Origin of the sequence: Vibrio sp. 2CM40D (genome assembly GCF_023161825.1) — a bacterium.
GTDB classification, from domain to species: Bacteria; Pseudomonadota; Gammaproteobacteria; order Enterobacterales; family Vibrionaceae; genus Vibrio; species Vibrio alginolyticus.
The window spans coordinates 343262-363186 of the sequence record NZ_JALNTL010000005.1; the positions used below are offsets into that span (position 1 = coordinate 343262).

Here is a 19925-nt window from a genome sequence, read left to right on the forward strand (position 1 = left end):
ATAATCAAGCTCACTTGTTTCTTATGAGCGTAAGTTAGTATGACTTATTGCTAGAAGGAATTAGTATCATGGCATACAAGCACTTTATTAGAGAACTACTGGGTTTAGCGATTGTTGTCTCTGTCGTCTTTGGCGTATTAGGCGTGATGTTAGAGCTCTTCGCACTGACGGCACTTTGGGAGCATCAGCAAACGATAGCCGATGTTTTCTTCCATGAATCTCTCTACTTCATCGTATTTTTAATCCCACCATACTTCCTCTGGAAGTTGATTAACCGTCCTGAATTGGTTTCTGCTGACCAAGCTTATTTGGCAATGAAGTTAGAGGCTGAAAGTCGACAATGAGTCGATTTAGTGAGTAATGAAAAGAAGAGGCTATGAGAAAACATTAGCCTCTTTTCTATCTGATTCGTGGGCAAAGTATTCGCTGCTTTATTGATTAAAAAGCTGCTTCGATTGTGCCTTTGAAAGTGCGATCGAGATAATCACGAATCGCTTGAGATTGATAAATAGAAACGAACTTTTTATACGCTTCATTATTTTTGTCTGCGTCACGAGTGGCGATGACCATGACTGCTAATGGGGCGTCTTTTGCTTCAAGATAGATACTTTGTTTCTTCGGATCTAAACCAGAAGACATTACGTAGTTCATTGTAATCGCAGCCGCGTCCACATCATCTAATGTTCTTGGTAGCTGAGCGGCATCTACCTCGACAAATTCAAATGATTTTGCGTTTTTTGTGATATCAGTTAGGGCGGCTTTATGGCCAACACCCTGTTTCAGCTCAATTAAACCTGCATCGGCGAGTAGCAACAGACCACGGCCACCGTTGGTAGGGTCATTTGGAAGCGCTATACGTGCATTGTTTGGAAGCTCTTGCAGTGAGCGATACTTATTGGAATAAAGCCCCATACGCATAAGAATGGACTGACCAATTGATACTAATTGGGCGTTATGGCTACTGTTGAAGTTGTCTAAAAATGGCTGGTGCTGATAGCTATTAATATCGATGCTACCATCGCTAAGAGCGGCATTAGGTGTCACGTAGTCAGAAAACTCAATGACTTCGACATTCAAACCTTGCTTTGCTGCCTCCTTCGCTACCGCCTCGACTACTTGTGCATGTGGTCCAACTGTCGCGCCCACTTTAATGACAGAGTCATCTTTTTCTCCACAAGCGCTTAAGCCGACTACTGCCGTGAGAATCAAAGCTAGTTTCTTTAAGTGACCAATATTTTTCATTGTAGCTCCATTTTTGTTTTAGACGTCCATACGTTTATATGTCCATCCTATCAGAAGTTGTCTGAGGGTCAATGGTTTAAATCACGAGCAGACATTTTGTTTCTATTGCTCGTATAGAAAGCCAGATAATAGTTAAAGAAGAGGGGAAGAAGAAAAGCTATTACGAGGTTAGTGACGAGTTACCGCAACCGAAACTGTACCCAAAGATATAAGATACAAAAAAGGCGTAGTAGGTATTAACCTGCTACGCCTTTCGAAATATGGTGGCCCCTCGCAGACTTGAACTGCGGACCAATCGATTATGAGTCGTGATAATATTTGTTTTATCAAATTCCATGTTATCTCAAATTGTGTTTAAATTATTGATAAATTGTGAGTTGTTTGACTTGCCTTATCTTGTGATATCTCACAAACTGTCATTAAGAGACCTCCTAACTACACCCACAACTACACCCAATTTAACTTTGGGTGTAGTTGCGCAACAAAGGAACTGTTATGGCAATTACGCAAAAAGAAATTGTGGGTTTAAAGCCTAAAAGTAATGCGTATTACGTTTGGGATGATGACCGAACTAAAGGCGCTGGACGTCTTGGAGTGAAGGTGTTTGCTAGTGGAAATAAAGGGTTTGTCTTTCGCTACTACCGCGAGGGTAAACGTCTCTTTATTCAGTTAGGGCGATTTCCGGCGCTCAGTCTTGTTGATGCGCGGAAAGAGGCGCATAAACTGGGCTTAATGTTAAAGCAGGGACTCGATCCTAAATTTGAATTAGCCAACGCAGAGAAAAAGCGTGAAGTAGCTCGAAGAGAGGAGGAGAGCAAGGGAAGCTTAGAGTTGCTGTTTCAAAGTTATGTAAACCAAATGAAAAAAGAGGGGAAGCGGACTTATCAAAACGTTTATCGGTCACTGGAGAAAGAGGTTTATCCATTTATCTCCAAAGAAACAAAGGCTTGTGATGTGACGACGTCTAATATCGTTACGATATTAGCTCACATGATACAACGTGGTGCCGCTACACAAAGCAATCGAGTCAGAAGCTACCTTCATGCCGCATTTAATTATGGCCTTTCACATGACAATGATCCTGCGAATTACTTGAGAGACGCTAAGTTTGGTCTCGTCTTTAATCCAGTATCTTCTATACCAAAACAAAAAGATGCAGAACGAGTAGGGGAGCGCTATCTAACGTTCACGGAATTACATCAGTTTATGCATGATATTGAATTTGATATAGAAGGAGTTCGATCCTCAGAAATGATGCGATGCCTTATTCTTCTTTGTATTCATACTGGTGGACAAAGACCTTATGAGATTGCAGCATCAAAATGGACGGCAATCAATTGGGATGAACGAACGTTACTTGTCACTCCGGACCTTTCGAAAAACAAGCGTAGCCACTTGGTCCCTTTAACTGAATCAGCGATGTCTATCTTAGAAAGGCTCAGAGAAAGCAACTCAGCTAGTCCATTTATTTTCCCGCATCATAAAGATGACAATGACCACGTTCGCTTAGATTCATTGAGCCAAGTCATTGCTCGTTATAGAGATGATCACCCGCAATTTGAGTATTTTATCCCTAGGGATTTACGTCGAACTTGTAAAACATTGATGGGAGAGATTGGGGTAAGTAAGGCATTGAGAGACAGGCTACAAAACCATGCTCTAAACGACGTTAGCTCAAAACATTACGATAGATACGAATATTTGGCTGAGAAGCGTTATGCTTTGGAGTTATGGGAAAGCAAGTTATCTAGAGCAGAGGAAACAGATTCAAACGTGGTTAGTCTTTGGTGAAGTGGGATTGATGTTCGCACTGCTAACGCTGCATTATTTTGTTTCTTTTTATTGATGTATCGTAGAGTTGTAAATAACGTCTTACGATTTCATGCTCAATTGATTCTCACTCGATTATGTCCAGAACTTTCACAGTTGGCACTCCGTAACTCAGAAGTGCCCCTTTATGCGTTAGATCTTTAACTCATTCACATGTTGTTTATGTACGTTTGCCCAGCTAAACCTAATCCATTTTCATGGAGACCACATACTGCTAGAATGGCATACCGTTATGCATTTGGCCTCACATAGTTTGGTTCTTCTGGGGGGCGTCAATCATTATTGGAAGTAAATATCATGCATTTAGAAAGTCTAACCATAAAGAATTACCGAAAATTTCGTTCTACAGATAACACAGTATGCTTTGTTAAGCCTGAAGTTATAGATATGAGTTCTGAAGGAAATCAATCAAGGTCAGTGATTGCTCCTTCAACAACCTTAATTATCGGTAAGAATAATGCAGGTAAAACTACCGTCGTCAATGCCTTAAAGATGCTATGCAATAATGAACAACCCTCGGCATCAGACTTTAACCTTTCCTACTTAAATGACGTGTTCAACCAGTACAAACAAGCTTTTGAAGCGGATAATGCTACAAAATTTAAAGGATTAGAAACGCCAAACTTAGAATTCACCTTGAAGGTTAAAGTGGACTTTAATGATGAAGACCTAATGACTCATCTTGCACCTTTTATCTCAATTAGTGAAAAAGGTGATGGTGAGCCTGTTAGCGTTTGCATCATAGTTAAGGTAGTACTTAGCGAGGAATCTACATTTAAAGAAGAAGCAAGTAAGATTTTTAATACTAGTCACTTAGAAGATGAAACTAGTCATTGGTTTGAGAAGTTTTACGCATTGCTTTCAAAAGAGACTAGTGTTATTCAAACAGAGGGGAACCTTTATCAAATTGCATTCGTAGATTCTCTTGGAGACACAACAGAGAAATTTTCCCTTAAAAAACTGATTAATATTAAAGAAATCAAAGCCAATCGCCACCTTAAAGAGGATGTACTAAGCAGCGTCTTTAACAAAATAGTTGCCTTTCAGTTCTCTCATGATAATAGCTCTCGCTCTGCTTTAGAAAAAAGCATAGAGTCGATAAATACACTGATATCTGGAGATGTGAGCTCTAAAAGTAAAAATATTTCTCAAGTCTTGGGAAAAGTAGAAAGCTCAAACAAGGTTGATCTTAGTCTATCGGGCAATGTTACTTACGATGCCGTAATGAAAGGGCTAATTAAATACAACTTTATGGATGGCAAAGATTACATCCCTGAAGATCAGTTTGGATTAGGCTATATAAATCTACTAAACATTATTGGTGAAATCATCCACTTTGTAGATAGTTATGAAGACAAAAGCCACTTTAGTCACATTAATTTACTCTTCATTGAAGAGCCAGAAGCGTTTATGCACCCTCAGATGCAAGAGTTCTTTATTAAGCGTATTGATAATGCGGTAATAAAAGCATTAGATATCGCAAATTCCGCCTCAAAAGGTAAAAAAACACTACAGTGTCAGATAGCGATAACAACTCACTCTTCTCATATTGTTAACAGTAAGATTCATAGCAGTAATACTTTCAATAATCTTAACTATTTAACTTCAATCAATAAATGTACAAAAGTCGTTAATCTGACAGATGATGCGGTGGTTTCTAGTGAAGATAGTGATGCCAATGAAAAGCTTAACTTCTTAAAGAAGCATATAAAGTACAAAGTTTCTGAGTTATTCTTCTCTGACGCTATTATATTTGTTGAAGGAGTTACAGAAGAAACCTTACTAAATTACCATTTGGAAAACCACTCAATTCTAAGTAATTACTATATTTCTGTTTTTAATATAAATGGTGCTCATGGTAAATTGTATCTACCATTGGCGAAAAAACTAAGTATTCCTAGTTTGATTGTGACCGACTTAGATATCAAACGGGAAAAGTGTGAGAAGAACGAAAAGCATGAGAAATATGATAAATGTAATCGATGTGGACATGGAATATATTCTAATGGCACGCTAACTAATAGCTATGGTACCCGCTGCGATAGAAAGCCTGAAAATATCAAGCCAACTTACACACAAATTACTAGTCTTGATGGCCGTATAACAACCAACTCAACGATTAAACTCATAAATAAAGAGTTTGCAGGAAAGTCTGATAGTGAAAAAGAAATTCTTAATGATATAAAGTTCGTTGATAATAATAATATTTATGTGGTATTTCAAAAAGATCCTATTGAGGGACAGTATGCAACTAGCCTAGAAGAAGCACTCATTTTAACGAATTATAAAAACGATATTATTAATGATGTGATAAAAGACTGTAGGCCAAAAATCTATAATCAAATTCTAAAGTCTGACGACAGTCGTAAAGACTTACGAGAAAACTTAATCCATAACTCATACAAACTACAGAAGAAATTATCGGACAGTAAAAGTGATTTCTCTAATAAGTTAATTTTCAGAATTCTATCTTCAGAAAATAGTGATGATTTGCCTAATTTACCAAACTACCTAGAAGATGGTTTAGAGTGGCTTGTAAGAAATCTTCAAGTGAATGATATGCTTTCCTTAAATCAAGTGGAAGCAGGGGGTGATATGGAAGCTGAAAATATGAGATTAGATGATGCGGAGGTCATAACCGATGATGCCAAATGAGATTATGGAAATTGATACTCAGAAAAGAATCTATAAATATATCGATGGCTTTAATAGCTTTCGTTTCAATGCAGGTGCTGGTGCGGGTAAAACCTATGCACTGATAGAAACATTAAAATACGTTACCATCAATAAGATTTCAGCTACCCAAAGTCCGCAAAAAGTGGTCTGTATCACTTATACCAATGTTGCGGTTAATGAGATTAAGAGTCGACTTGGAAATACAGAGGTGGTACATGTTTCAACTATTCACGAAAGGTTATGGGAATTAATAAAAAGAGCTCAGCCTCAGCTTTTGAAATGTCATAAAGAAAAAATAGAGGAGGTTATAAATAAAAACATCCAAGAGCTATATAGTTCTAAGAAAGCAAAGTTCTTTAACGCCCTTGATATGTTAAAGCAACAAGAGTTTATTGATTTTGCCATACAAACTAAAGAACTTTTCTATCAGTCAAATAAATTAGCGGCTACTCCTTTTAAAGAGGCTTATATAAATAATACTGAAATAAAAAAGCCAGATTTTCTTAATGAATGCCTAAGTAATGTTGTAAACTTTAAATATGTTGTTGGGCTGCTGTATAAGAATTATAGCCTTGATAAATGTTTGAAAGAAATTGGTGATGGAAAAGAAGAGCGTGTTAATTATGATAGCAAGGTAAATACAGATAGGTTGCATCGTATGAAGTTTAGTCATGATACTCTACTTGAGTATGGACTGAAACTCGTTGAAACATATCCTACTCTATGTCGCATTATTATTGATAGTTACCCTTATTTCTTTATTGATGAGTATCAGGATACACATAGAAACGTGGTTAAGTTCGTCAAAACCATTCATGACTATGCGATTAAAAACAATAAAGAATGGATGGTTGGTTACTTCGGTGATACTGCACAGTGTATCTATGAGGACGGGGTTGGGAAAAATATCACAGCGCTTCATGATGGTCTCTATGATGTCAAAAAGATATTTAATCGTCGCTCACACCAGCAAGTCATTGATGTGGCGAATAAAATTCGTAATGACGAAATAATTCAAAAGCCTATCTTTGATGACAGAAATGATGGTTCTGTACGCTTTTATTATAATAACTCTGAGGATAAGTTAGGGACAGCAAAGCAATTTATTGCTGAATATAAAAGTGATTTAGCTAAAGCTAGTAAGGAAGAAGGCTATACAGCTGCCGATGATGCTAAGATCCATTGCCTAGTCTTAACGAACCGACTCATGGCAAGCTTTAATGGATTTGAGAGAGTGTATGATGTGTATAGCAAGTCAACTATTTACTATAATGACTTAAATACCCAAGTTTTATCTCATCAATTAGAGAAGCTTAATCCAACGGTCTTGACTATCTACCATCTTATTAAGCTTTATCAAGATATACAGCAGGGAGAGGTTTCTTACTATGATATTTTTGGTGCATCAAGTAAGAATCTTTCCTTTTCAAAGGCGAGCTTGGTTATTCGTGAATTAAACAATGAAAGCATTGAATCATTCAGAGATTGGGTTGATCTAGTCATTGAGCTACTTGGAAAAGTCGAATCTAAAGATGCACTAGGTAAAGCTCTGATTAATAGAGTTAATTATGAGAATGATAACGTTGCTTCTGCTGATGCATTTCGTTCAACATTGTTAGGAAGTATTAACGTTCTAATGAATGAAGGTTCAGATGATGACAAAGCTAAAGAGAAAGTGGATAGCGTTTTAGATTTACAAATTACATCATTAATAAATTGGGTTAACTTTATTGATGGTATCGAAGTCGATGATATTACCTATCATACTTATCATGGCACTAAGGGAGAAGAGTATAAGAATGTTGCCATCATCCTAGAGCATAGCTTTGGTAAAAAGAATAAAGATAAATTTAAAAACTATTTTAATGCTGTACAACAGGATGCAATAAAAAAAGAACATTTATTCCCTGATTCCGTGACTGAAGAAAATCATATTAATACACAAAATTTGCTCTATGTTGCTTGCTCGAGAGCGATAAAAAATCTCAGAGTGCTCTACTTGGATGATATATCGGACATTGAGAGTGGTATTAACACTATCTTTGGCGAAAGCAAACCTTGGCCAGAGGTCTAATTCTTAGTCAGGCATGATTATTTAATAATAAATAGTCATGTCGGGTTACTTGTACTTCAAGGTGTTAGAGTTGTCTTTCTCATATAACTAAAACCATCCAGTTTTTTACTTGAGTAATACTCAATAGAGGAACTTCCTTATTGAGTTTTTTTCCTGATTCAGCTTAGTTATTGGGGGCGGGTCAAAGCGACTTTCCATACCTGTAGTTATTAATGATTTACTAATTTAGTAAAGTCACTGACAAACTTTTGTCCATACTCGTGCTAGGCCGAACCGCTCTAGCACGTTTCTGCCCCAAAACGTGTTACGACTAGCCGCTGGTCAAGCAGCTAATACAAGTTATTTCTGTTCTTGTCTTGTCTCAATGGTGGTGACAGCGGAATTAAGCTCATCTATTAGCTCTTTGATAACCCCTTTTTTTAGCCGCCCTGACATATATTCGCGCTTTAGGTTCAATTGTTTTGAAAGCTGGAGTAAAGCAGGTAGTTCTAGATGAGCTTTTTCTCGGTCATTAACTATACGGTATCTCTGTCTCATAAAGCCTATGAACTCCGCTATTTCCATCGCACTCCATTGAGCAATAGCTTCAGCAAGTCGTTCGTTATCGATGCTATGGAAAAATGCCTGATTTTCAATGTAACTTTGAGGCTTATAGATGGTATATCGCCAATCTTTTAGGAAGCTGTCTGTAATAGCTTCTCTCTGTTTAGTTTTAGAACGCTGGTTTACTTCATCGATGGCCTTCTTAAAATTAGTCGTGCTGATTTGATTTGATGAGTAGCCTCTGTTAGGAAAACGGGAATGGTTTACCGTATCCAGATCAATAACGCCATCTTCTAAAACTCTTTCTTCAAGCCTCTTGGAAAGCTCATCGATATTAGCGTCTTCAAAATACCCTCGCTCGTGCATAAATAGGTATGTATCACAACATGTTATCCAATCTGACCAATTCACATTGGGCGTAGTGAAGAGTAGATCTACCAGCTGTGTAATACCTTCCTCGAACTCTTCTTCAGAAGTAAAACTATAAAAGGTGTGTGTTTTGAAAATATCTATTGGTTTCGCTAGTCTTGGTAGTTGGAATCGTTCAATAAACTCTTCATCACTCAGTTCTGGTATGAGGTTAGTAAAGCAATATTCAGCTAAAGTATCGCTAAAGGCTAATCCGTTAAGCAGCGAAGTCAGTTGGTCGAACAAAGCTTTTTGTTGCAGCTCATCTTTGGTGAGTTCTTCCCCCTCATTTGGACTTCCACTACGGCTTGCTACCGCTGCTGCCAATCGGTGTGATTGCCATTTTTGAGCACTCTCAAGTATTGATACAAAGGCGTCGAGATCTAGTTTGTTAACGTAGCTATAGAGTGTAATAAGAACAATATGTTGAGTTAACCTTTCGGCACAGAGTTTTTCATTGACCCCTTCGATAAGATTAATTCTATTCATTAGTTTAATGGTTCGGTTTACGGCTCGTTGAAGTACTCGTAAGTTATTGATATCTAATTTATGCATTTGTGCATGGTTAATAGTTTGAAAAAACGTGTGTTCCACCACAACATCCAGCATTCCATCGTAAATATCAGAAATAATGGTACGCAGTTCTTCAGTCGTTCTAGTGAGTTTGATTACGTCACTGAAAGATTTTTCAACTTTGGTTTTATCTTTAAATGCAGTTGCGTTTGCGACGGCAATAATCTTGATTTTGTTGTGCTCGGCAAATCGTAAGCAGGTTCCCATGATGTCTGCTATTAGCTTTTCATCTGTCAATCGCTCCAAGTCATCGACTACAAGAGTGATATCTTTCATGTTTTGGATCGCTTTTTGGCGCAGAAAACCAGTAGTGCCAGATATGACACCTTGAATTACTCCTGCTTCACTAGCATCAGCACCACACATTCGTGCGAGCTTACCACTGAGACGAGTTAAACCATCTAGATACTTAGAGCCTTCCTCTTGGTTAGATATGTACAGTGAGACTATCTGATCTTGGAACTCAGTGACGTTTTTGATACCGAAAGCTGAAACGTAATGATAATCACCAAATTCTTGAGGATTGGATTCAATTAGTGGGCATAGTTCATTATAGATTAAGTGAGTCTTTCCAATCCCCCAAGCCCCATCAAGCAGAATGATTGGAGGGTGACTAGAGTCCTTTAGTTGCTCAATAATCTGTTGTGTTGCTTTGTTTGTCATGGTTATTCACAATAAATTAGTTTTATCTAGTGTATCTTATCTAACTAGTTCATATGACCGCTAATTAATCACTTGCTGAGTCTGTATGCTGGTTATTTCGGCATGTCAGAAATAGGGGTAGGCTTATTCCACGTTTAATTAAGAGCAACAAATGGGGTATGTCTTGCTTTTTCTAGTTAGTTTTCGTTATCCCGTTTTAGCCCGGCTTTCAAGAAACTATTAAGTCATTTCTAACACAGTTTTGTCCAATTTCTTCTATCTAAAGTACTGCTGTAAGGGGAGCCTGATTGCGTTTTGCAATACTAAGAGTTATCCGAAAGCGAAAGCGCTACTGAAACCCTAAATTAATTTATGTCCAGAAGGAGCCTGAGTCGATCACGACAAACTTTTTATTAGCAAATCTTTTGGCTCCGAGTTTCATCTTCTGTTCGCACTGCGAGCAGTTTTCTCTGGTTGCAGTTTGTTGACAAGAACAATTAAAGCAATCGGCCTCCTAAAACCGTTCCCTCCTTTTTTTTCCAAGATACTAACTCCTGTCATTTGATGAGATAAGGAGAAAGTTGATGACACATGACCGAATCATGTCCTTGAAAGAGGTCTCAGAAGCCTTAGGACGAACTCCCAAAACTATTTGGCGATGGTGGGCAAAAGAGAAAACATTTCCGAAACCCATTCTGATTAATGGACGCTGCCTTGGGTGGCGAGAGTCTGAGCTAGATAACTGGATGGAGAATCAAGGGGGGAAAAGTGACAGCAGCAAGTGATAAAAGTCAGCCGAGCGAGCATCAACTCGATTTTCCAGACAAGAAAAAGGAAGGGCTTAAGAAGCTTATTCTGAATACAGATGACAACCTAAGGGTACTGTTAGAGCACAAAGGGTATATCCCTTACTTAAATGCGATGAACACTGAGATAGAAGTGATCCATAACGGTAAGGTTATGGAATATGAGGTGTTAATGAGTAAGCTGATAAGCGAATGTGCAAGATTCGATGTACCAAAAGCAGCAATTGGTGATCATCTACATGTTTTGGCAAAAGAGCGTTCATATCACCCTATTGTTTTGTATCTGGCTGACTCTAAATGGGATGGCGTCGAACGAGTGAAAAAAGTTATTGGGTGCATCCGTTCTAAGAGACCTGAAGTTACGGAGCTAATTATGCGGAGGTGGCTTGTTGGTTGTATTGCGGCGCTGTACGAGCCTCGGTTTAGTAGTAAGTTAGTGCCAGTGCTTCAGAGTAAGCAGTCTTTTAGAAAAACTGCTTTCTTATCAAGAATAGGTGACATCGTACAAGGGGCATTTCTTGGAGGTCGGGCTTTAGATCCTCGTTGTAAAGATAGCGTGTTACCTATTATTAAGTCATGGATTGTTGAACTCGGTGAACTGGAGTCTTCAACAAAGCACAGTCAAGGTCAGCTGAAAGCATTTATATCCCAAGAGGCAGACACAATCAGGTTGCCCTATGCGCGTACCGACCTCAAAAAACCGAGGCAAACGCTTTTGATAGCGACGGTAAACGGCCAAGATTTCTTGAAGGACAGAACGGGTAATACTCGGTTTGGTGTAATTGAACTAAATGAACCCATTGATATGACTACTGTGAATCGGATTCTCGGGTGGCAATACAACGGAACTGGCAGCCTTCGCCAAGAAGAGCCCGAGTCATTGCGGCAGTTTTGGTTGGAGGTCAAGCACATGTATGAAGCTGGTGAGCCTTGGGTACTGTCAATGGACGAGCAGGCTCTGGTTGATACGGTATCAGATAAATATTTGGATAAAGGGCGTTGGTATAAAATGCTTCAGGAGCGAATATCAATGGAGGCTGATGATAATCGAAGCCAGACTGAATGGCTTGCACCTGGCCAAATTAGCCAGATCTTAGGCATACCATGTAACTATGTTGCTCATGTCGGCAGAGCTCTACAGCGATTAGCTGATGAGGGGAAAATTGAAACTCGTTACAAAGATGGCTACAGGCTGTATTTGTTTCCAAGCAGCTATCGTCCACATTTCTGAGATTGTATGTTTATAACTTTACTTCACTTACCTCACTTAAAGTGGAGTAAGTGAAGTAAATTGAGAAAAACCAAGTGTATACCGTTCGCACTGCGAACATTGTTATCAATTCAATCAATCGACCTCTTAAAACCGTTACACCTCTTTTTATCAAAGATACTGGTTCAGTCATCAAATGAAAAAAGGAGGATGTTCATGGCAAGAGACCGAATTATGTCCCTTAAAGAAGTTTCAGACTCACTAGGTCGCAGTCCGAGGACGATCTGGCGTTGGTGGGCCAAAGACAAGTGCTTTCCTAAACCAATTCAAATCAACGGACGCTGTTTGGGGTGGCGAGAAAGAGATTTTGTTGATTGGTTGGTTACTCAAGAACAGTATTTTGAAGATTACAATTAAAGTTATTTAAGTGTAAGCGAGGCTATGAGCCTCGCTTTTTGTTCGCACTGCGAACGTTAATCCCACTTGTTGGGATAAATGCAGTAATCGTTAGCTTAAAAAAAATATTTAACTTCATCGGCTTTAACATTCTTTCTGACATTGAGGGGTTGTTCGCTTCTCATTCACCAGAAGGAAGGAAATATGAATAGTATTAAGCGTAATTGGAGCAAGCAGTTTGATTCTGCATCAGTTAAATATTGCAACCAAACAAGTATAGCTATGTCTTGTCATGTTGACATGAGAAATGTGTTGTTTGGTTATTATGAGGAGTATTTATCTCCAATGACTCCGTTAAATCATGATAATGCTCTCTGTTCTGTGATAGAAGACATTGGTTGTGTAATAGTTGATTACGGTAAGGACACAAAGCAGTTTTTGAACCTTAGCACCGCTTTAGATTGGGCTAAGTCAGTTATGGGGGTTAAAGTATTTAGATATGTGGACCTCTCATTGTTTGATGAGCCTGGATTCTATCTAGATGATTACATGGATGCCTTAAGAGATAATGCTGATAACTTAATCGATTTTTTTGTTGATAGCTTTAATCGTTATGGTTGGAGCATATCTCCATTTCAACTTGCCCATGATGTAGAGATTACGTCTGAATTTAGTAAACCGGAGCTCGTTGAGGCGGTATTTAACTTTGCTAGGAATATCCATTGCTTTAGTGCAGTAGGACCAGAGCGCTCACCTTGGTTTATGAGCCAACCTACAAATGAAGGCTCTTACTACGTTTGCAGATTTAATGGGAAAGTTGAGCTTGTTGACCTTAAACTGGTTCATAGTGTAGATGGAAGAAGCAGTAAATTGATGATCTTTGGCTTAAACCAAGAGCCAGTGCCTTTAGATGAAGTGGAAGCTGGCGATTGGTTATGGTCTTTCTCTTATCACCAAACAAATACACTTGACTGAAGCATATAATTAGAATGAAGTGACTTAATGTACAGTAAATGTTGAGTCACTTTTCCCCAGCTACCAATCTGAATTATCTCTATGTCGTTTTTCTGTAATCCTATTCCTCAACTTACCCTCTAAATCCCGCTCGAACTCACATCCGATGTCATCAAAGTAGATGTTGTCTGATAGCCCATCGTCAAAGCTGATATGCTCACTATCTTCACTATCTTCACTATCTCTTGAGGCGTCTAGAATTAAAATGATGCTTTCGATTAGTGAAATACAAGTCATGCTGAGTATTGATAGTGGGCTGAGGGCTTTTTTATCTTCCATGTTCCGTCCTCACATTGCCTTTCAAATTATAGATAAGGCTTCCGAACTTTGTGAAGCGCTTTAATCAATCACGACGAGAGAAGTGATTAAAGAGCTTGCTAAACTTAGATGGTGGTAATGTAGCAGTAGTGGACACTAGGAAAACAAAACTCATAAACCTCAGAGAGTCTGATACAGTTTCGGAGTTAGAATTAATGAAGAATAACCAATTGTCGACAATGGTTTTTTCAAACAAAATGCTGTAGTGCTGATGGCCAAATGCACATGCCGCAGCAACATATAAAATAAATCTTATATTAGTATTTTTTTTTCTGTAACGCTCTGACAAAAAGTGACTTGTTCCTAGTCCAATTAGACTAATGAATGCGTATTGCACTACTGACATTATTGGCCCTCTTCAAGGTAGGGGGAGATCGCACCTTCCATAGTATTATAATTACCAAACGTTTCGTTGAGTAATGCACCACTAGACATTGTTCTCCACCCTTTCGAAAAATCTTTAGATGAGTAGTAAAAAAGTTTAAATTGGCGAGCATTCGGCACGTTCGCATGTGGGACGGCCTTTAAAGTGCTTTTTAATCCATATAAGCTTGTTGCGATATCTACGGCAGCGTATGCGGCATCACCATCTCTCGGTGCCATTCCCATCTGTTCTGCTGCTAAGTGATATCCTTTTCGTATAAAGCTATTATTGTCACCATAATCGCCGGTATATCGCCCTTTCCAGTTCTGAACGATATTACCAGTTATATTGTATGAGTTTTCATAAATGTTGTTTCCCCCGTGAGTAATCATTGGAGTACCAACGCCACTGCACCAAGACGCGCCAGCTATAGAAAAAACAGAGCTTGTAACACAGATACCATATCCAGCAGATAATTGTCCTACTCCAGCTATAAGACCAATACCATATTTGCCCAGTTCAAGAGCTTGATCAATCAAGCTTTGTCGTTCTTGCTTTACCAGACGAACAATTTTGCTCCCTACTAGAATCCCATCTCTGTAATCATTCAATAGGCATTGACCAAGAAAACGATATTCTTCCCGAAATTGATGTTGGACGGTTGGGTCTTGCAAGTGACTCATGCTGTACATGTTAGCTTGACGAAGCAAACCTCTAACTGCAACTCTTACTTCGTCTTCTTCTATGTGCGTAGGAATATTGCTCATTGGGTTGCTTTTTCCTTAAGTTCGGAAAGTGGCTGTATCCAAGATGCAAAAGCAGCAGTGTTTGCTCCAACATGACGCCAGTTAATATCCCTGTATGAAATAGCGACAGTTTCTGTCATCTCGCTTTCGTTGAAGTCGACGACATGTGGCATATGAGATGAAACTGACCTAATTAGGGCACCACTCAACGTTATCTCATAAAAAAGCTCATCCCCACCTTTATGATTTGGCCTATAAAAAGTCAGGCGGCATTTTAACTCTTCCCCATCGGAGCACGCTTGAGCCAATACTGGTGAAGATTTATCAATTTTCTTAACAATTTGAATTGGAGCATGGATCGAGCGGCTATCGTGTGCAATCGAATGAGAGAAAGATAGGACGGTAATCTCATCCTCATGACCTAGCTGATAGCTGTTTCCCATAGAATAGAAAGTATTGCAGCCTGTTGATAGACAACCACTCATGATGCTCTCTATGGATAGGTAAGCTTTTGTACTCATTGGTTTTTCCTGAATCTTAAACGTGCAAAAAATGCTAGCAAACTAAACTAAGTGGGTCACCTTGCATATCGATGTTCTTATTAGTTGAAATGTCCGTGAAGACGCTCTAAAAGCAGGTATTATCAAATTCGTGAAGGTCAGCAGCATTCTTTAGTCAGGCCTTAGTATTAACCTAATTACTGCTTAGAAGAGCATCTTCATTACATTTTATTCATTGCTCTTGGCTTTGTTCACATTAAGATTTTCTGATTCGCTTATAGTGATACTGTAAGTGAATGTTCGCAGTGCGAACAAAACAACGTAAAGGGGGATGTATGGTGCAGATGGACGAATTTATTTGGAAGCGCTACATGGAAGACATAGAAGGTATGTTTAGAGATGCTGTCACGAGTTTGGACTTGCAGCATCGCGCCGTCATGGCTAAAGCAATTACGGCCATGTTAATCCAAGAGCCACCATTTAAGCTTACAGATGAAAATATAATCAATTACTTGAAATCTCCAGATGACATCAAACGTCAGATATTCGTTCAGTATGGTTACTTTGATCCACGCCTTGAGTCGTCTTTGCAAGAAGCTGTTCTATGTATCGATAATATCAAAGAACCACTGCTCAACAGCATAAAGAACGCACGTTAAAGCCCTCCTGTCACTAGCTGTGAAATAGGTAGTGACAGGAGGTATACCACGAGCGCATCACCTTATTTTTTCTATATTCTCGTTATTTCTTTTAAGCGGGGTCACTTGGTGACAGCCAAGTGACAGATTGGTAGTCTCATCACGTAAATAAAAAAGTAGCTGTCGCTATAAAGACTCTTCATAAATCATAAATGTTCAACAGGAGAAAGAAACGTAACCAGCATTGTGATGTCACAATGCTCTTCTCGTAGATGCTCACGCTTCTTCAAGTAGATCATGTACGACATTCGTAACTATCGATACACAAACCATCATTCTTGCCCTAATCGTCTCTGAGGCATTCATCTTACTAACCATAAGTTTGAATTGGGCTTATCACTAACCATCAGGTTCACGTGGTTTGATTACGTTTTCTCCATCATTTTTCAAGTAGATAGAGCCATATGAGCTATATGGCTCTTATTTGTTTAGGAGTAAGAGTCATGAGCAAACCAAACTTACGACACGGCCTAGTTTTGTTAATGAAGCGCAACATTGATGGGAGTTATGCATCTCAAGCTGCACGTAAAAACATCCTCATCCAAATCGAAAAACAATTAAAGAGAGGAGGGTACAGGCACTTAACTCCACATACACTTAAGTTAAAGCACGTAAAATTTTTGGTTGAGCATTGGCAAAGTCAAGGCTTAAGCGTTGGAACTATAAAAAACCGAATGGCACATATTCGTTGGGTATTCGAAAAGACTGGACGTGAGCATTTGTTACCCAAGTCCAATGAAGAGTTGGGGATAGGAAAGAGAGTTTTCAGTGACAATAGTACCAACAAGGCGAAAGAGCTTGATGAAGTAAAGTTTAACGCAATCTCAGACCCATATATAAAAATAGCGTTAGAGCTACAATCTGCATTCGGTCTGAGGCGGGAAGAAGCTTTGAAGTTTAACCCCAGTATAGCGATTAAAGCAGATAGAATTCATTTAATGGGTTCTTGGACTAAAGGTGGCAAGGCGCGAGAGGTACCAATCAGAAACGAATATCAAAAGCAGGTATTAGAGCGGGCTATAGCTATTGCCCCAAGAGGCTCTCTGATTCCCGCAGGCAAAAAGTACATTCAACAGCTAAAGCACTACGAAAATACTTGTAGGAAGGTTGGGTTATGCAAGAACCATGGTCTACGCCATCAATATGCTCAACAGCGATACATAGAACTGACAGGAATGAATGCACCTAAAGCGGGTGGTTTAACTAGCAGAGAGCTGAGTAGAGAACAAAAAAGTGCAGATAAAGAAGCTCGCCTTATTATTAGTAGAGAGTTAGGGCATGAGCGAGAAGAGATTACAGTTATCTATCTTGGCCGGTAAGCACATTATCAAGTTTTGTATTTTTAGGTTAAAATATAACCACAAGAACACTAGGGCGGGTTTCAATATGTTAGTACAACTTTTGGATGTAACGGGTATGACTTTAGCTCAACTTTTATTTTTAGCTCTAGTTACCGTTGGTACAATCGGTTTGCCTTTGTTAGCTATTTGGTATGATCGTAAACACGGAATTGAGTAAAATAGGCAGATAATAAAAAAGCGCCCCCTTTCACATAAGGGGGCGCTTTTTTATTATCTTATCGAATTTTCTGTTCTGCTCGTGATGGAAAAATGTTGGCAAGCTCAGCAAAGCGTCCAAAATTGTGAGCTAAGCAACTTCCTAACTACACCCACAACTACACCCAAAATCACTAGGTACAAAAAAAGCGTAGCAGGTACTAACCTGCTACGCCTTCTAGAATATGGTGGCCCCTCGCAGACTTGAACTGCGGACCAATCGATTATGAGTCGACTGCTCTAACCACTGAGCTAAGGGGCCTTAATAGGACAACGATTATAGGGGAAGCGTTGCAAGGTGTCTAGATACCAACTAGGGCAATTGCGCTTAGTTTTTATCCACTTAGAACAGTAGATAATAAAAAAGGTGACCTAAAGTCACCTTTTTTGATTTCTAAAAGCTTGTATGCGCTGCGATTATTCGTCTAGGAAGCTGCGCAGAGTCTCTGAGCGGCTTGGGTGGCGAAGTTTACGTAGTGCTTTTGCTTCGATCTGACGGATACGCTCACGAGTAACGTCGAACTGCTTACCAACTTCTTCTAGAGTATGGTCAGTGTTCATGTCAATACCAAAACGCATACGAAGTACTTTCGCTTCACGTGGCGTTAGACCTGCAAGCACGTCTTTTGTTGCCACCTTAAGGCTAGTTGCAGTTGCAGAATCTAGCGGAAGTTCTAGCGTTGTATCTTCGATAAAATCACCTAGATGCGAATCTTCGTCGTCACCGATTGGTGTCTCCATTGAGATAGGCTCTTTAGCGATTTTTAGAACTTTACGAATCTTGTCTTCTGGCATTTGCATGCGCTCTGCCAGTTCTTCCGGTAGTGGCTCGCGACCCATCTCTTGCAACATTTGACGAGAAATACGGTTTAGCTTGTTGATCGTTTCGATCATGTGTACCGGGATACGAATCGTACGTGCTTGGTCCGCGATTGAACGAGTGATTGCCTGACGGATCCACCACGTTGCGTAAGTCGAGAACTTGTAACCACGACGATATTCGAACTTATCTACCGCTTTCATCAGACCGATGTTACCTTCCTGGATCAGATCCAAGAACTGTAGGCCACGGTTGGTGTATTTCTTCGCGATAGAAATTACAAGACGCAAGTTCGCTTCAACCATCTCTTTCTTCGCACGGCGAGCTTTTGCTTCACCGATAGACATACGACGGCTGATGTCTTTAATGTTCTGTACGTTTAGAGAAGTCTCTTCTTCAATCATTTTTAGCTTAGCGATTGAACGACGGATTTCTTCTTCGTTACGTTTGATCTTTTCAGCGTATGGCTTGTCTGAAGCAAGAACTTCATCCAGCCAAGCTTCACTTGATTCATTACCAGTGAACAGCGCGATGAATGATTTCTTCGGCATTTTGCCGTATTCAACCACTGACTTCATGATCAGACGCTCTTGTGTACGAACGCGATCCATAGCAGTACGCAGTTCATTCACTAGGTGATCAAACTGTTTAGGCGTTAGACGAAACTCGCGGAATACGTCTAGCATCATTTCATTAGCAACGGTTGCTTTCGGGCTGTTATAGCCGTACTCGTTGATTGCTAATTGAAGATTTTGATAGGTGCTGCGTAGTTGGTTGAATTTCTCTAGCGCTAATTCTGGATCGATACCTACATCTTCTTCAGAATCATCTGAATCGTCATCGCTATCTTCGTCGTCATCAACGTCTTCATCGTCTTCTTCTTCTAACTGAGATTCAGTCAGTTCAGAACCGATGTGTGTTGCCGTTGGTGCAGCGGTGTCGTCAGCATCTGGATCTACAAAACCTGAAATTAGGTCTGTAAGACGTAGTTCTTCAGCTTGAACTTTGTCAAATTGCTCAAGAATGTACGGAATTGTGCCTGGGTATTCAGCAACAGACGATTGAACTTGGTTAATACCTTCTTCAATACGTTTTGCGATGTCGATTTCGCCTTCGCGAGTTAGAAGTTCGACAGTACCCATCTCACGCATGTACATACGTACTGGGTCTGTTGTACGACCAATCTCACTCTCTACGCTAGAAAGTGCAGCGGCTGCAGCTTCGGCTGCATCTTCATCGGTAATATTTGTGTCATCGTTCAGTGCTAAATCATCAGCATCAGGAGCAGTTTCTACTACCTTAATGCCCATGTCGTTGATCATCTGAATGATGTCTTCTACCTGTTCTGAATCTACGATTTCAGCAGGTAGGTGGTCATTTACTTCGGCGTAGGTCAGATAGCCTTGTTCCTTGCCTTTAATAACAAGTGACTTTAGCTGTGACTGCGGATTGTGATCCATAGACGGTATCCAACTTCGTAATCTGGTGAAGGAATCAGTATGCGAAATG

General features: G+C 39.5%; 17 protein-coding genes and 1 tRNA gene. 11 read left to right on the forward strand and 7 right to left on the reverse strand.

The features are described from left to right. Nucleotides 1-68 precede the first annotated feature (68 nt). Nucleotides 69-344 carry a hypothetical protein gene (locus MTF70_RS13975; RefSeq protein WP_005383040.1) on the forward strand — a complete coding sequence of 92 codons (276 nt, stop codon included), beginning with the start codon at nucleotides 69-71 and terminating at the stop codon, nucleotides 342-344. Nucleotides 345-438: 94 nt separating this feature from the next. Here the strand turns inward: MTF70_RS13975 and MTF70_RS13980 are convergent, their stop codons facing one another. Beyond that, nucleotides 439-1242: a MetQ/NlpA family ABC transporter substrate-binding protein gene (locus MTF70_RS13980; protein WP_054576655.1), complete on the reverse strand. Its 804-nt coding sequence runs from the start codon at nucleotides 1240-1242 to the stop codon at nucleotides 439-441. 495 nt (nucleotides 1243-1737) lie between these two features. On the opposite strand from MTF70_RS13980, the gene MTF70_RS13985 reads away from it, so the two are divergent. The 3 genes from MTF70_RS13985 to MTF70_RS13995 all read left to right on the forward strand — a co-directional run bounded on the left by MTF70_RS13985 (nucleotide 1738) and on the right by MTF70_RS13995 (nucleotide 7822). Next, a complete protein-coding gene (locus MTF70_RS13985) occupies nucleotides 1738-3033 on the forward strand; it encodes a site-specific integrase (protein ID WP_017633489.1) in 1296 nt (431 codons plus the stop codon). Nucleotides 3034-3369: 336 nt separating this feature from the next. Continuing rightward, the gene (locus MTF70_RS13990) at nucleotides 3370-5727 is read left to right on the forward strand and encodes an AAA family ATPase (RefSeq protein WP_248394052.1); all 2358 of its coding nucleotides are present in this window, start codon (nucleotides 3370-3372) and stop codon (nucleotides 5725-5727) included. Between the two features lie 4 nt (nucleotides 5728-5731). Further along, complete coding sequence (locus MTF70_RS13995) at nucleotides 5732-7822, forward strand: UvrD-helicase domain-containing protein (protein ID WP_248394054.1); 2091 nt, start codon at nucleotides 5732-5734, stop codon at nucleotides 7820-7822. A gap of 339 nt (nucleotides 7823-8161) precedes the next feature. Here the strand turns inward: MTF70_RS13995 and MTF70_RS14000 are convergent, their stop codons facing one another. Continuing rightward, a complete protein-coding gene (locus MTF70_RS14000) occupies nucleotides 8162-10009 on the reverse strand; it encodes a KAP family NTPase (protein ID WP_248394056.1) in 1848 nt (615 codons plus the stop codon). Between the two features lie 563 nt (nucleotides 10010-10572). Here MTF70_RS14000 and MTF70_RS14005 point away from each other — a divergent pair. From MTF70_RS14005 to MTF70_RS14020, 4 genes are all read left to right on the forward strand, one after another. Further along, the gene (locus tag MTF70_RS14005) at nucleotides 10573-10773 is read left to right on the forward strand and encodes an AlpA family phage regulatory protein (RefSeq protein WP_213906567.1); all 201 of its coding nucleotides are present in this window, start codon (nucleotides 10573-10575) and stop codon (nucleotides 10771-10773) included. Beyond that, on the forward strand, nucleotides 10757-12025 hold the full coding sequence (locus tag MTF70_RS14010) for a VapE domain-containing protein (protein WP_213906566.1): 1269 nt from the start codon (nucleotides 10757-10759) through the stop codon (nucleotides 12023-12025). Before MTF70_RS14005 ends, MTF70_RS14010 begins: the two co-directional genes overlap by 17 nt. A 195-nt stretch (nucleotides 12026-12220) precedes the next feature. Continuing rightward, nucleotides 12221-12421 (forward strand): AlpA family phage regulatory protein, encoded by a 201-nt coding sequence (locus MTF70_RS14015; protein WP_158173642.1) that lies wholly within the window; start codon nucleotides 12221-12223, stop codon nucleotides 12419-12421. A 183-nt stretch (nucleotides 12422-12604) separates the two neighbouring features. Then, nucleotides 12605-13375: a hypothetical protein gene (locus tag MTF70_RS14020; protein ID WP_248394058.1), complete on the forward strand. Its 771-nt coding sequence runs from the start codon at nucleotides 12605-12607 to the stop codon at nucleotides 13373-13375. A gap of 60 nt (nucleotides 13376-13435) precedes the next feature. Here MTF70_RS14020 and MTF70_RS14025 read toward each other — a convergent pair whose 3' ends face one another. The 3 genes from MTF70_RS14025 to MTF70_RS14035 form a co-directional block, all read right to left on the reverse strand. After that, nucleotides 13436-13693 (reverse strand): hypothetical protein, encoded by a 258-nt coding sequence (locus tag MTF70_RS14025; RefSeq protein ID WP_248394060.1) that lies wholly within the window; start codon nucleotides 13691-13693, stop codon nucleotides 13436-13438. A 384-nt stretch (nucleotides 13694-14077) separates the two neighbouring features. Further along, nucleotides 14078-14863, reverse strand: a complete 786-nt coding sequence (locus tag MTF70_RS14030) for a DUF4225 domain-containing protein (RefSeq protein WP_158173645.1) — start codon at nucleotides 14861-14863, stop codon at nucleotides 14078-14080. Next, a complete protein-coding gene (locus tag MTF70_RS14035; protein WP_140331584.1) occupies nucleotides 14860-15363 on the reverse strand; it encodes an Hcp family type VI secretion system effector in 504 nt (167 codons plus the stop codon). Before MTF70_RS14035 ends, MTF70_RS14030 begins: the two co-directional genes overlap by 4 nt. A 314-nt stretch (nucleotides 15364-15677) precedes the next feature. On the opposite strand from MTF70_RS14035, the gene MTF70_RS14040 reads away from it, so the two are divergent. From MTF70_RS14040 to MTF70_RS24370, 3 genes are all read left to right on the forward strand, one after another. Next, on the forward strand, nucleotides 15678-16001 hold the full coding sequence (locus MTF70_RS14040; RefSeq protein WP_017634402.1) for a hypothetical protein: 324 nt from the start codon (nucleotides 15678-15680) through the stop codon (nucleotides 15999-16001). A 482-nt stretch (nucleotides 16002-16483) separates the two neighbouring features. Continuing rightward, complete coding sequence (locus tag MTF70_RS14045) at nucleotides 16484-17359, forward strand: phage integrase N-terminal domain-containing protein (protein ID WP_033906066.1); 876 nt, start codon at nucleotides 16484-16486, stop codon at nucleotides 17357-17359. Nucleotides 17360-17426: 67 nt separating this feature from the next. Continuing rightward, the gene (locus MTF70_RS24370; RefSeq protein WP_017634400.1) at nucleotides 17427-17558 is read left to right on the forward strand and encodes a hypothetical protein; all 132 of its coding nucleotides are present in this window, start codon (nucleotides 17427-17429) and stop codon (nucleotides 17556-17558) included. 224 nt (nucleotides 17559-17782) lie between these two features. Here the strand turns inward: MTF70_RS24370 and MTF70_RS14050 are convergent. Both MTF70_RS14050 and rpoD read right to left on the reverse strand, forming a co-directional pair. Next, nucleotides 17783-17858, reverse strand: a tRNA-Ile gene (locus MTF70_RS14050). A 155-nt stretch (nucleotides 17859-18013) separates the two neighbouring features. After that, on the reverse strand, nucleotides 18014-19876 hold the full coding sequence (gene rpoD / locus MTF70_RS14055) for an RNA polymerase sigma factor RpoD (RefSeq protein WP_005395986.1): 1863 nt from the start codon (nucleotides 19874-19876) through the stop codon (nucleotides 18014-18016). Nucleotides 19877-19925 lie beyond the last annotated feature (49 nt).